Genomic DNA, 12,830 nt, shown 5'->3' on the forward strand with positions numbered 1-12,830 from the left:
AGATAAAATGTCTCTTCGCATCATCTTCATGGGAACCCCGGAGTTCTCGGTTCCGACCCTGCGCCTGCTCGTCGATGCCGGTCACAGGATCGTTGCGGTCTATACGCAGCCGCCACGGCCGGGCGGGCGGCGCGGCCTCGATCTGCAGAAATCGCCGGTGCATCAGGCGGCCGAACTGCTGGGCCTCCCGGTCTTCACCCCGGTCAATTTCAAGGATCCCGAGGAACGTGAGAGGTTTCGAGGCCTGAAGGCCGATGTCGGCGTCGTCGTTGCTTACGGATTGCTGCTGCCAGAGGCGATTTTGAACGGCACAAGGGATGGCTGCTACAACGGCCATGCCTCGCTGCTGCCGCGCTGGCGGGGTGCGGCACCCATCCAGCGGGCGATCATGGCCGGCGACGCAAAGACCGGCATGATGGTGATGAAGATGGACAAAGGTCTGGATACCGGCGCCGTGGCACTGACCCGCGAAGTCGAGATCGGCCCGAACATGACGGCCGGCGAGTTGCACGACCGGCTGATGTTGGTCGGCGCCAAGGCGATGGCGGAGGCCATGGTGAAACTCGAAATGAACGACCTGCCGCTGACGCCGCAGCCGGAAGAGGGCGTGCTATATGCCGCCAAGATCGACAAGGCTGAGACGCGCATCGATTTTTCCAGGGATGTCAGCGACGTGCACAATCACATCCGTGGCCTGGCGCCGATTCCGGGCGCCTGGTTCGCGCTCGAAATCGGCGGCAAGCCGGAGCGGGTGAAGGTGCTGGCGTCCGAACTGGCTGAAGGGCAGGGTGCTGCCGGGCAATTGCTGACGGATGATCTCGTGGTCGCTTGCGGCTCGGGTGCGGTGCGGCTCACCAGGCTGCAGAAGGCCGGCGGCAAGCCGCTGGCGGCGGCCGATTTCCTCAGGGGCACGCCGCTTGCGGCGGGCACGAGGCTTTCCTGATGCCGCGTTTCCGCATGACCGTCGAATATGACGGCGGCCCCTATGTCGGCTGGCAGCGGCAGGAGAACGGTCCCTCGGTGCAGGGTGCGATCGAGGCCGCGCTGCTGTCGCTGACCGGCGAGACGGTGTCGGTCCGCGGCGCCGGACGCACCGATTCCGGCGTCCACGCCATGGGGCAGGTGATCCATGCCGATCTTTCGAAGGAGTGGTCGCCCTACCAGCTGCAGAATGCCTTGAACGCGCATCTGAGGCTTGCCGGCGAGCGCGTCTCCATTCTCGACGTCGAGGCGGCTGCCGAATTCTTCGATGCCCGTTTTTCGGCGCTGCGGCGCCATTACCTCTATCGCATCGTCAGCCGCCGGGCGCCGCTGGCGCTCGAAGCCGGCAAGGCCTGGTGGGTGCCGAAGGTGCTCGATCACGAGGTCATGCATGCCGCTGCCCAGAGGCTGGTCGGCCGGCACGATTTTTCCACCTTCCGCGCCGCCCATTGCCAGGCAAACAGCCCGGTGCGCACGCTCGACCGACTGGATGTGACGCGCAACGGCGAGCTGATCGAGATCCGCGCCACGGCGCAGAGTTTTCTCCATAACCAGATCCGTTCGTTCGCCGGCACGCTAAAGCTCGCCGGCGAAGGCAAATGGACACCTGATGATGTCGAGGCGGCGCTGGCGGCACGCGACCGCAAGGCCTGCGGCCCGGTGGCGCCGCCGGACGGGCTCTATTTCATGCAGGTGGATTATCCCGAGGTGATCCCCGATCGCCGAAGACTGGTCGCCGATACCGATGCCAATGACGGGAATGCTGACGATCCCTCGTAAACCTGCTCAGACGGGATAGATGCCGAGGAAGTGCTGCAGATATTCCGAAAGGATCATCGATGGCACGAGCAGCACCAGTGTCAGCGCCCCGGTCATCAGCGCATGACCATGGCAGATCATCCGGAGAATGCGCGCCAGCACGAAGACCTGCGCCAGCATGAAGGCGAGCAGCAGCAGCGAGACGAGGCCGACGGATCCCGGCAGGAAGAACACCAGCGCCAGCAGCAGCCCGTTGATATAGGAAAGCGGCACGCCGAGCCAGTTGATGCTGACGACGACGGGCGCGAAACGCTCGCCCATGCGGAAGGCAAGCAGCAGCAACCCGGCAAAGATCAGCGGCACGAACCAGTTGGCGACCTCGACAAGGCCGAGCCTGATATAGAAGGCAAAATCGACATCGGCTTTCGGCGGCATCGATCGCAGGAAGGCCTGTCGCCACCAGAGCCAGGAAATACCCATCGGCGGCAGGCACCAGAGCATCGCCCAGAACGAGCGGTTGACGCCGCGCTCCGACATGTCGAGGTAGCGGAAGCCGCGCGGATCCAGCCGGATCAGCAGCCAGAGGCCGGCCAGATAATATTGAACTTCCCTAAAGCCCGGCATTGGCGAACCAGCGGGCGATGAAGGTTTCGTAGATCGCCGTCAGCGTCGCCAGATCGGCGACAGCGACCCGCTCGTCGACCATGTGCATCGTCTGGCCGACGAGGCCGAACTCGACGACCGGGCAATAATCCTTGATGAAGCGCGCATCCGACGTGCCGCCGGTGGTCGACAATTTAGGCGACTGGCCGGCAACGCTTTCGACGGCCGATGACAGCGAGGCGATCAGCGCATTGTTGCGCGTCAGGAAGACATGGCTCGGCCGGTCGGCCCAGGTGATATCGTAGGCCACCGGTTCGCGGCCCGGCCGCAACGCGCCGTTGCCTGCGGCGGCTTCCAGACGGCGCAGGATTTCGGCACGCAGCGTTTCGACGGTCCAGCTGTCGTTGAAGCGGATGTTGAAGCTTGCCGATGCTTTGGCCGGAATGACGTTGGTCGCCGGATTGCCGACGTCAACCGTGGTCACTTCGAGGTTCGACGGCTGGAAATCGTCGGTGCCGCCGTCAAACGGCGGGTCCATCAGCGCCTGCGTCAGCTGCAGCATGCCGCGCACCGGATTGTCGGCAAGATGCGGATAGGCGGCATGGCCCTGCACGCCGTGAACGGTGATTTTACCCGACAGCGAGCCGCGCCGGCCGATCTTGATCATGTCGCCCAACCTGTCAGGATTGGTCGGCTCGCCGACAAGGCAGGCATCCCAGCGCTCGCCGCGCTCGGCCGCCCATTGCAGCAGCTTGATCGTGCCGTTGATCGCCGGGCCTTCCTCGTCGCCGGTGATAAGAAAGGAGATCGAGCCCTTGGGTGGCCCGCTTTTCTCGATATGGCGGGCGACGGCGGCGACGAAACAGGCGATGCCGCCCTTCATGTCGACGGCGCCGCGGCCAAAAAGCTCGCCCTTCGAAATCTGGGCCTCAAAGGGCGGATGCGTCCAGGCGCCTTCGTCGCCGACCGGCACGACATCGGTATGGCCGGCAAACATCAGATGCGGACCGTCCTTGCCGAGGCGGGCATAGAGGTTTTCGATGTCGGGTGTTCCGACCTCGCTCGCCTTCACCCTGTCGACGGTAAAGCCGAGCGACGCAAGCATCGCCTCCAGCGCCGTGAGCGCGCCGCCTTCGGCGGGCGTCACGGACGGGCAGCGAATCAGCGTCTGGAGATTGGCGACGGGGTCGGTAGCGGTCATGGCGGTCGAACTATCCGGCGGGAATGGCAAAGACATGGCAAGGCGGGGCCGCCTCGCGTAAAAAGACGCCGTCTGTTTACCGGATCAACGTCCCGGTGTCATCAATCTCTGAGCAGCTCGTTGATACCGGTCTTCGAGCGGGTCTTTTCATCGACGCGCTTGACGATGACGGCGCAGTAGAGATGCGGCGCCGGCTGGCCGTTGCCCATCGTCGCATTGCCCGACGGCATCGAGCCGGCGACGACGACGGAATAGGGCGGCACTTCGCCGTAGGTCACCTCGCCGGTGGTGCGGTCGACGATCTTGGTCGACTTGCCGATAAAGACGCCCATGCCGAGCACCGAGCCTTCGCGGATGATGCAGCCTTCGACCACCTCCGAACGAGCGCCGATGAAGCAATTGTCCTCGATGATCGTCGGGCCCGCCTGCATCGGCTCCAACACGCCGCCAATGCCGACGCCGCCGGAGAGATGCACATGTTTGCCGATCTGCGCGCAGGAGCCGACCGTTGCCCAGGTATCGACCATCGTGCCTTCGCCGACATAGGCGCCGAGATTGACGAAGGAAGGCATCAGGATCGCGTTCGGGGCGATGTAAGCCGAGCGGCGCACGACGCAGTTCGGCACGGCGCGGAAGCCGGCGGCGCGGAACTGGTTCTCACCCCAGTTTTCGAACTTCGAAGGAACCTTGTCCCACCAGGTCGAGTTGCCCGAGCCGCCCTTCACCACGTCCATGTCGTTGAGGCGGAAGGACAGCAGCACGGCCTTCTTCAGCCACTGATTGACCGTCCAGGCACCGTCTGAGCTACGTTCGGCGACACGGGCCTTGCCGGCATCGAGCAGATCGAGCGCTGCTTCGACCGCATCACGAATCTCGCCCTTCGTCGACGTGTTCACATTGTCGCGATTGTCGAAGGCGGCTTCGATGATCTTTTCGAGGGATGCGAGGTCGGTGGCGCTCATGAGAATTCCTTAAACTTCGATCTTTATCGTGGAGACGGCGGGGTCTCCGGAATGCGGTTGGCGGGGATGTATCCTGCTCTACAACATGAACCCGTAGAACGGAATGATTTTTCCGACAAGATCATATCTGGATTCAAGGCGTTATAGCGACATATCCGGCTTCGTAGCCGGCAATACTGAAAGGCATTTCGACATGGCGAAGGGACGAAACGGCGGTTCGCGGCGCAAGGATGGCGTATGGGACCCGCTGAAGAGCAGCTCGACCGACAGGCAGCGCGCCGAAGCCGTGCCGAAGACGCCGCAGACGATGTCGCCTGCCTATCGCCTTGCCTATGTCGACGAGGATTTCCTCTGCCGCGAGGAATTGCGGCCGATCCGCCTGCAGCTGGAGCTGTTGAAGACGGAGATGATGCTGACCGAACGCGGCATCAAGTCGACCGTCGTCATGTTCGGCGGCGCCCGCATTCCCGCTCCCGGCCAGAGCGCCTGGGCAGCCCGCAACGATATCCAGCGCATCAACCTGGAGGCGGCGTCGGTCTATTATGACGAGGCGCGCAAATTCGCCCGGCTCTGCTCGAAATATTCGGCCACCTTGAATTTCCACGAATATGTCATCGTCACCGGCGGCGGCCCCGGTGTGATGGAGGCGGGCAATCGCGGCGCGGCCGACGAGGGTGCGCCGTCGATCGGCCTCAACATCGTGCTGCCGCACGAGCAGGCGCCGAACGCCTATGTGACGCCGGAGCTCAGCTTCAACTTCCACTATTTCGCCATCCGCAAGATGCATTTCATGGTGCGCGCCAAGGCGATCGCGGTCTTTCCGGGCGGCTTCGGCACGCTCGACGAATTCTTCGAATGCCTGACGCTGATCCAGACCGGCCGCATGGAGCGCCTGCCGCTGATCCTCTTCGGAGAGACGTTCTGGAGGAGGATCATCAATTTCGAGGCATTGGCCGAATTCGGCACGATCGCGCCCGACGATGTCAAGCTGATCAGCTTCGTCGATACGGCAGAAGCGGCATGGAAGATCGTGCAGGATTTCTACGAACACCGCGAGTAGGGGCTCAAGCGGGCGCTTCGGCCGAACGACACGCATTCACAATTCCTCCCGCTCCTTCCCACCGGAGCGGGAAGGGAGCGGGAGGAACGGTTCGTGCGGCCTTACAGGAGCGGCCGGTCCGGCATGTCGTCGATCGAGATGACGCCGTCCTTGTTGCGGTCCATTCGCGCAAACAGCTTGTCGAAGGCGGCTGTGGCTTCCTGTTTGGAGATCTGGCCGTTCTGGTCGGTGTCGATCCGTTGCATCATCAGCGAGGCGCGCATGAAGTTGCCGCCATGGCGCATCCAGCGATGTCCGTCACGACCGTCGTGGCCGTCGCGCGGCGGCCGTCCCTGGTCATTGTTGTCGGCGGTATCAGGTGCCGTGGGTGCGGCGTTCGCATCCTTGTTTTCGCCGGCCTCCTGCTTGCGCTGGTCTCTCATCGCCTGCATCTGCGTTCTCCGGTACGTACGGATTTCACCCGGTGTCAGCGAACCGTCCTTGTTGGTGTCGATCGCAGCGAAGATCTTGTCGATGCCTGCGGTCGCCTCGTCCTTGGAGATCTGTCCATCCTTGTTCGTGTCGAACTGCTTCAGCATGCGGACATAGGTGATTTCGCGGAAGGCAGCGGCGCCCGGACCGGGTCGGCCCATGCCGGCATGCTGGCGCGGTCCGTCGCCCGGTGCGGCAAAGCCTGCCCCGGCGGCTGCGCCGAAGATGAGGGTGGAGGAAAGCGCTGCCAGTATCAGCTTGTTGCGGTACATAGTACTTGCCTTTCGTAAGGTGTCCCTTCACGAAAGAAGATATGGCCGCAGCCCCGGAAAACCCAGTTAAACATCGGTAAGCTGAGTGAAAACTTGGTAATGCTTCAGCCGGTAATCTTGCCGAGAAAAGCGGCGAGGTCGTCGGTGACGAAATCGATGTGATCCTCATCGCCGCTGGTCTTTTCCCACCATTCGACGACTGTCTCTTCCAGATTGCGCGGCACCAGCAGTACGGTCTGCATGCCGAGCGCCTTCGGCACCGTCAGGTTGCGCGGCAGATCCTCGAACATCGCCGCCTTGGTGGTTTCGACCCGCTTCAGCGCCGTGAATTTGTCGTAGGTCGCCTGCGCCGGCTTCGGCACATAATCGGCAGCGACGATATCGAAAATATCGTCGAAATGCTCGAGGATGCCGAGCGCCTCCGCCGTCATTTCGGCATGCTTGACGCTGCCATTGGTGAAGATGAACTTGCGCCCCGGCAGCGCCTTGATCGCTTCGCCGAGTTCCGGCTGCGGCGTCAGCGCCGTGTAGTCGATCGCATGCGCCTTTTCGAGGAAATCATTCGGGTCGATGCCGTGATGGATCATCAGGCCCTGCAGCGTCGTGCCATGCTCGAGGTAATATTGCTTCTGCAGCTTGCGCGCCTCTTCCCGCTCCATCTGCAGGAGTGCCGCAACATAGGCGGTCATGTTCTTGTCGATCTGTGCGAAGAGATTGACATGATGCGGATAGAGCGTGTTGTCGAGGTCGAAGACCCAGTCGGTGATGTGCTGGAAATCGGCTCTATCAGGCGTGCGATCGATCTTGTTCATGGCGGTCTTATGGCACGGCTGATCCGCCAAGGAAATCGGCAAGAAGGAATAGACGCCCGATTTTCGGCGGACGGCGCAGGCACGGAATGCTAGAAAGCGGTCATGCTTTTCGAACGCCCCGATGATGATACGCTTTATGATGCCCTGATCGCCCGCAGTGCCGATTATGAGGGGCAGGCCTATGTCTGCGTCAAGACGACAGGCATCTTCTGCCGTCTGACCTGCCCGGCGCGCAAGCCGAAGCGGGAAAATACGCTCTTCTTCGACACGATCGCCGCCTGCATGCATTCGGGCTTCCGCCCGTGCCAGCGCTGCAGACCGCTGGAGCAGCCGGGCAGGGAACCGATCGTCGACGAACTGCTTGCCGCACTCGACCGCGAGCCGCAGCTGCGCTGGACCGAGGATGAGCTTGTGCGCCGCGGCCACGATCCTTCGACCGTGCGCCGCGCCTTCAAACGCGGGCTCGGCATGACCTTCCACGATATAGTGCGATATCGCCGGCTGGGAGAGGCGGCCCGGCAACTGGCCGACGGCGCGCGCGTCATCGATGCGCAGCTCGATGCGGGATATGACTCCCCAAGCGGTTTCCGGGCGGCTTTCCAGCGGCTGGTCGGCAAGGCGCCGGCGCTGTCGCAGAACCGCGAACTGCTCTTTGCCGACTGGTTCGACACCCCGCTCGGTCCGATGGTGGCCGTTGCCGACAAGACGCATCTGCATCTTCTCGAATTCCACGACCGTAAGGCGCTGCCGACCGAGCTCGAGGCGCTGCAGAAGCGCGTCCGCTCGTCGGTCGCGATCGGCCGCACCCCGGCGATCGACCAGATCGCGGCGGAGATCCGGGATTATTTCGAAGGGCGGCTCACCGTCTTCAAGACGCCGTTGGCGCTCGGCGGCACGCCCTTCGAAAAACATGTCTGGGCAAAGCTCATGGAGATTCCTGTCGGCCAGACGCGCGCCTATGGCGATCTTGCCAGGGAGATGGAAAGGCCGGAGGTCGTGCGTGCCGTCGGTCGCGCCAATGGCGCCAACCAGCTTGCCATCATCGTGCCCTGCCATCGGGTCCTCGGGGCGGATGGTTCGTTGACCGGCTATGGCGGCGGGCTCTGGCGCAAGCAATGGCTGCTGCGGCATGAAGAGAAGGTCAGAGCACAAGCACCCAACATGGAGGAGACTGCATGAACCAGAACGAAAAGGCCCAGGCATTCGGCGCACTGCACCGCAAGGGCGACCCGGTTGTTCTCTACAATATCTGGGATGCCGGCACGGCCAAGGCTGTCGCCGACGCCGGCGCCAAGGCGCTTGCGACGGGAAGCTGGTCGGTCGCCGCTGCCCATGGTTATGCCGACGGCGAGAAGCTGCCGATGTCGGTACTGGTGGAGACGGCGAAATCCATCATCGCTGCCGTCGACCTGCCGCTTTCGGTCGATTTTGAAGGTGCCTATTCGGCCGAGGCTGAGGGTGCCGCCGCCAATGTCGCCAAGCTGGTGGAGGCCGGCGTCGTCGGCATCAATTTCGAGGATCAGGTGGTCGGCGGCGATGGCCTCTATCCCATCGAGAGGCAGGCGGCCCGCATCAGCGCCATTCGCGCCATGGCCGAAGGGAAGGGCGTCCCCTTCTTCATCAACGCCCGCACCGATCTCTTCCTGGCCGAGAGCGATCTTTCCAAACATGCCGGTCTGGTGGAAGAGGCGATCGAGCGCGGCAAGGCCTATGCGGCCGCCGGCGGCAGCGGCTTCTTCGTCCCTGGTTTGATCGATCCCGCCTTGATCGAAAAGATCTGCGCGACATCGCCGCTGCCGGTCAACATCATGATGCGGACAGGCGCCCCGGACGTGAAGACGCTGGCAAAACTCGGTGTCGGCCGCGTCAGTTATGGTCCGGGGCCTTACCGGTCAATGATGGAAAAGTTGAAGCAGGAGGCTGCGGCGATTTATAGCCCGCTCTGACGTCGAAAGCCCGAGGGCCGCAGATCTAAAGCATGTCGGGCAAAAGTGTGCAGCGGTTTTGCGACAACGGCACGCGTAAAAACAAAGAGCTAAAGCGCGACGAGCGAACCCGAAAGATCGCGACGCGCTTTAGTACGAAAGGCTGCGGCCTGAAATGAAATCCCGTTCCGCTCAGGAACGGAAGCGCAGATTCCGCCGGCTGAGCTGGCTGACCGAGGTGCAGCCCATCAGCTTCATGCCGCGCTCGATCTCGGTGCGCATCGTCTCCAGCGCCCGTTCGACGCCGGGCTGTCCGGCAGCGGCAAGCGGGAAGAGATAGTAGCGCCCGAGCCCGACGGCCTTCGCCCCCAGCGACAGCGCTTTAAGAACATGCGTTCCCCGCTGCACGCCGCCATCCATCATCACGTCGATCCGGTCACCCACGGCGTCGACGATCTCGGCCAGTTGGTCGAATGCGCTGCGCGAGCCGTCGAGCTGGCGCCCGCCATGATTGGAAAGCACGATGCCGCTGCAGCCGATCTCGGCCGCGCGCTTGGCGTCTTCCACCGACATGATGCCCTTAAGGCAGAATGGTCCGCCCCATTCGCGCACCATCTCCGCCACGTCGTCCCAGGACATCGAGGGGTCCAGCATCTCGGTGAAGTATCGGCTGATCGACAGCGCGCCGCCATCCATCTTGACGTGGTTTTCGAGCTGCGGCAGCCGGAAGCGCTCGTGTGTCAGCCAGTCGATCGCCCAGGAAGGCTTGATCGCGAACTGGGTCATGCCGGCAAGATTGAGCTTGAAGGGAATGGCAAAGCCCGTGCGCTTGTCGCGCTCGCGGTTGCCGCCGGTGATGCTGTCGACCGTCAGCATCATCGCCTGCACGCCGGCATTTTTCGCTCGCGCCATCATCTCGCGGTTGAGGCCGCGGTCCTTGTGAAAATAGAACTGATAAACCTGCGGCCCGTTGCTGATCTGTCTCGCTTCCTCCAGGCTGATCGTGCCGAGCGAGGAGACGCCGAACATCGTGCCGTGTTTTGCCGCCGCTGCCGCGACCGCCCGCTCTCCCTGGTGGTGGAAAAGGCGCTGCAACGCCGTTGGTGAGCAATAGATCGGCATTGCGAGCTTCTGCCCCATGACGGTCACCGACATGTCGACATCGGCCACACCGCGCAAGACGTCGGGCACCAGATCGCAGGCCTCGAAGGCCGCTGTATTGCGCCGGTACGTCACCTCGTCATCGGCGCCGCCGTCTATGTAGTCGAATATCGGCCCGGGAAGACGCCGTTTGGCCATGCGCCGGAAATCGTGAAAATTATAGCAGTCTGTCAGGCGCATTTCGTTCCTCGATACCCTGTTTCCGTGCCAGGAAGATCCGCCCTTCGCAAGTGAAGGGCGCAGCCTCGTTCAGGGAACGATCAGCGTTCCGACGCCGTGCTCGGTGAAGATCTCCAGCAGGACGGAATGGGCGGTCTTGCCGTTCAGGATGACGACACCCTGCACGCCGGCCTTGATCGCATCGATGCAGGTCTCGACCTTCGGGATCATGCCGCCGGAAATCGTGCCATCGGCGATCAGCGCATGTGCTTCGGCGACGGAAAGCTCCTTGATGAGCTGGCCGTTCTTGTCAAGCACGCCGGGCACATCGGTCAGGAACAGCAGCCGGGTGGCGTTCAGCGCGCCGGCAATAGCGCCGGCGAACGTGTCGGCATTGATATTGTAGGTGGCGCCGTCGCGGCCAGGCGCCACGGGGGCGATGACCGGGATCATTTCGGAGCGGGCAAGCAGATCGAGCAGCGTCCGGTCGACCTCGACCACTTCGCCGACGAAGCCGAGATCGAGCACGCGCTCGATGTTCGAATCCGGATCCTTGATGGTCTTGCGCGCCTTTTCGGCGAAGACCATGTTGCCGTCCTTGCCGCAAAGGCCGATCGCCCATTCGCCGGTCTGGTTGATGAGCGCGACGATTTCCTTGTTGATCGAGCCGGCGAGCACCATCTCGACGATCTCGACCGTTTTCTGGTCGGTGACGCGAAGGCCGCCCTCGAATTTTGATTCGATGCCCATCTTGCTCAGCATGGCGCCGATCTGCGGGCCGCCGCCATGAACGACGATCGGATTGACGCCCGATTGCTTCAAGAGCGCGATGTCGCTGGCAAAGGCCTTGCCGAGCTCGGGATTGCCCATGGCGTGGCCGCCATATTTCACGACAATCGTCTTGTTCTCGTAACGCTGCATGAAGGGCAGTGCCTTGGCCAGAAGCCGTGCCTGCATTTCGCTTTCGGTTTCGTTCATGGGAACCCCGCAGAATTGTTCGCGGCCTTTTATCGCAAGTTTCTGACGGAGGGAATAATCCAGAGGGCAATAGTTTTTCGTATCTGTCGCGGAGCCGGACGTCGTTACCGTCTGGCGCACGCAAGCTTGAGATGAGGAACGGCATGCAAGGCGATGAGATCGCAGACTTGATCGGCCGCGTCGCACTCGGCGATCGCAGGGCTTTCGTGGCACTCTACAATCAGACCGGACCGAAACTTTTCTCGATCTGCCTGCGTATCTTGAAGGATCGCACGGAAGCCGAAGAAGCCCTGCAGGAAGTCTATATCAGCATCTGGCAACGCGCTCGCAGCTTCTCTGTCTCCTCGGGTTCGTCCTCGGCATGGCTGGCCGCAATTGCCCGCAACCGGTCGATCGATGCGCTGCGAGCGCGCAAGCCCGTCGCCGACGAATTGGACACGGTCTACGATCTGGCCGATGCCGGACCCGACCCGGAAATGCAGACGGTGACCAAGGATGAAGGAAGGCGGATTGACACCTGCATGGAAGAGTTGGAAGCTGATCGTGCGGTCGCGGTGAAACGGGCTTATGTCGAAGGGCTGAGCTATCAGGAACTGGCCGATCAGTTTGGTGTCCCGCTGAACACGATGCGGACCTGGCTTAGGCGCAGCCTCTTGAAACTGAGAGAGTGCATGGAACGATGACATCGCCCGACAAAAGCAAGGGAGACCGCTCCCGCGACGAGGTTCTCGCCGGCGAATATGTGCTTGGCGTCCTGTCGTTGCAGGATCGCCGGGTGGTGGAAGAGCGCATGCGCCACGACCGCCCCTTCGCTGCAATCGTCAGCCGCTGGGAAACCAACCTCTCCGCCTTCAACGACGAGTACGAAGGTGTTGCTCCGAACCGGGAAACCTTCAAGCAGATCGAGGCGCGACTGTTCGGCGATGGCCAAAAGCCCCCCTCCTTTTCGCAGGGGCTCTGGAATTCCGCCGTTTTCTGGCGCTCGCTGAGCTTCGCCTGCATCGTCGTTGCCGTCAGCGCCGTCATCTTCGCCTCCGGCGTGGTGCCGGAGCCGCAGGGGCCTGCACCACTGGTGGCCTCGCTTTCGGGCCAGAACAGCACCATCAATCTTCTTGCCTCCTACGAGCTTCAGAGCGGCCGGCTGAAGATCGTGCCGGTCGCCGCCGGCAAGCCGGAGGAGAAATCGCTGGAACTTTGGCTGGTGCCGGGCAGCGGCATGACGAGATCGCTCGGCGTCTTCCAGCCGGGCGAAAGCGGTGAACTCGTCATTCCCGCCGAACTGCGCAGCATGATAGCCGATGGCGCAACGCTTGCCGTCAGTCTCGAACCCTTCGGCGGCTCGCCGACCGGCCAGGCGACCGGTCCGGTGATCGCAAGCGGTCCCCTGCGCCGGCCATAATCGCGCCGGCCGTAAATTATGTCTCCTCTCTGAAACTCTTGGCGCCGCCTTCCGTAGTTCAAAATGTCCGGACGACGCTGAGGCATG

14 protein-coding genes are annotated in these 12,830 nt (G+C 62.6%); 7 read left to right on the forward strand and 7 right to left on the reverse strand.

What is annotated here, in order from left to right:
- Window positions 1-7: 7 nt before the first annotated feature.
- Both fmt and truA read left to right on the forward strand, forming a co-directional pair.
- On the forward strand, window positions 8-943 hold the full coding sequence (gene fmt, locus BS630_RS10690) for a methionyl-tRNA formyltransferase (RefSeq protein WP_077977387.1): 936 nt from the start codon (window positions 8-10) through the stop codon (window positions 941-943).
- On the forward strand, window positions 943-1,761 hold the full coding sequence (gene truA, locus BS630_RS10695) for a tRNA pseudouridine(38-40) synthase TruA (protein ID WP_077977388.1): 819 nt from the start codon (window positions 943-945) through the stop codon (window positions 1,759-1,761). Before fmt ends, truA begins: the two co-directional genes overlap by 1 nt.
- Before the next feature lie 6 nt (window positions 1,762-1,767).
- Here the strand turns inward: truA and BS630_RS10700 are convergent, their stop codons facing one another.
- The 3 genes from BS630_RS10700 to dapD form a co-directional block, all read right to left on the reverse strand.
- Window positions 1,768-2,364 (reverse strand): hypothetical protein, encoded by a 597-nt coding sequence (locus BS630_RS10700; protein WP_077977389.1) that lies wholly within the window; start codon window positions 2,362-2,364, stop codon window positions 1,768-1,770.
- Entirely contained in the window at window positions 2,351-3,544 is a 1,194-nt protein-coding gene (dapE, locus tag BS630_RS10705; protein ID WP_077977390.1) for a succinyl-diaminopimelate desuccinylase, read from the reverse strand. Before dapE ends, BS630_RS10700 begins: the two co-directional genes overlap by 14 nt.
- A gap of 101 nt (window positions 3,545-3,645) precedes the next feature.
- Window positions 3,646-4,506 carry a 2,3,4,5-tetrahydropyridine-2,6-dicarboxylate N-succinyltransferase gene (gene dapD, locus BS630_RS10710; RefSeq protein WP_077977391.1) on the reverse strand — a complete coding sequence of 287 codons (861 nt, stop codon included), beginning with the start codon at window positions 4,504-4,506 and terminating at the stop codon, window positions 3,646-3,648.
- Between the two features lie 193 nt (window positions 4,507-4,699).
- On the opposite strand from dapD, the gene BS630_RS10715 reads away from it, so the two are divergent.
- Window positions 4,700-5,566, forward strand: a complete 867-nt coding sequence (locus BS630_RS10715) for an LOG family protein (RefSeq protein WP_077977714.1) — start codon at window positions 4,700-4,702, stop codon at window positions 5,564-5,566.
- A 101-nt stretch (window positions 5,567-5,667) separates the two neighbouring features.
- On the opposite strand, the gene BS630_RS10720 is transcribed toward BS630_RS10715, so the two are convergent.
- On the reverse strand, window positions 5,668-6,309 hold the full coding sequence (locus BS630_RS10720; protein WP_077977392.1) for an EF-hand domain-containing protein: 642 nt from the start codon (window positions 6,307-6,309) through the stop codon (window positions 5,668-5,670).
- 104 nt (window positions 6,310-6,413) lie between these two features.
- Complete coding sequence (locus tag BS630_RS10725) at window positions 6,414-7,121, reverse strand: pyrimidine 5'-nucleotidase (protein ID WP_020048231.1); 708 nt, start codon at window positions 7,119-7,121, stop codon at window positions 6,414-6,416.
- Between the two features lie 102 nt (window positions 7,122-7,223).
- Between BS630_RS10725 and BS630_RS10730 the strand changes: the two genes are divergently transcribed.
- Window positions 7,224-8,300 (forward strand): bifunctional transcriptional activator/DNA repair enzyme AdaA, encoded by a 1,077-nt coding sequence (locus tag BS630_RS10730; protein WP_077977393.1) that lies wholly within the window; start codon window positions 7,224-7,226, stop codon window positions 8,298-8,300.
- Window positions 8,297-9,067: an isocitrate lyase/PEP mutase family protein gene (locus BS630_RS10735; protein ID WP_077977394.1), complete on the forward strand. Its 771-nt coding sequence runs from the start codon at window positions 8,297-8,299 to the stop codon at window positions 9,065-9,067. The genes BS630_RS10730 and BS630_RS10735 overlap by 4 nt, the downstream gene beginning before the upstream one ends.
- A 171-nt stretch (window positions 9,068-9,238) precedes the next feature.
- Here BS630_RS10735 and BS630_RS10740 read toward each other — a convergent pair whose 3' ends face one another.
- Window positions 9,239-10,387: an alpha-hydroxy acid oxidase gene (locus BS630_RS10740; protein WP_077977395.1), complete on the reverse strand. Its 1,149-nt coding sequence runs from the start codon at window positions 10,385-10,387 to the stop codon at window positions 9,239-9,241.
- Window positions 10,388-10,456: 69 nt separating this feature from the next.
- Window positions 10,457-11,344: an acetylglutamate kinase gene (gene argB, locus BS630_RS10745; protein ID WP_003556104.1), complete on the reverse strand. Its 888-nt coding sequence runs from the start codon at window positions 11,342-11,344 to the stop codon at window positions 10,457-10,459.
- Window positions 11,345-11,487: 143 nt separating this feature from the next.
- On the opposite strand from argB, the gene BS630_RS10750 reads away from it, so the two are divergent.
- Both BS630_RS10750 and BS630_RS10755 read left to right on the forward strand, forming a co-directional pair.
- A complete protein-coding gene (locus BS630_RS10750) occupies window positions 11,488-12,027 on the forward strand; it encodes a sigma-70 family RNA polymerase sigma factor (RefSeq protein ID WP_025392940.1) in 540 nt (179 codons plus the stop codon).
- The gene (locus BS630_RS10755; RefSeq protein WP_077977396.1) at window positions 12,024-12,743 is read left to right on the forward strand and encodes an anti-sigma factor; all 720 of its coding nucleotides are present in this window, start codon (window positions 12,024-12,026) and stop codon (window positions 12,741-12,743) included. Before BS630_RS10750 ends, BS630_RS10755 begins: the two co-directional genes overlap by 4 nt.
- Window positions 12,744-12,830 lie beyond the last annotated feature (87 nt).

The organism is Rhizobium laguerreae, from assembly GCF_002008165.1.
Lineage (GTDB): Bacteria > Pseudomonadota > Alphaproteobacteria > Rhizobiales > Rhizobiaceae > Rhizobium > Rhizobium laguerreae.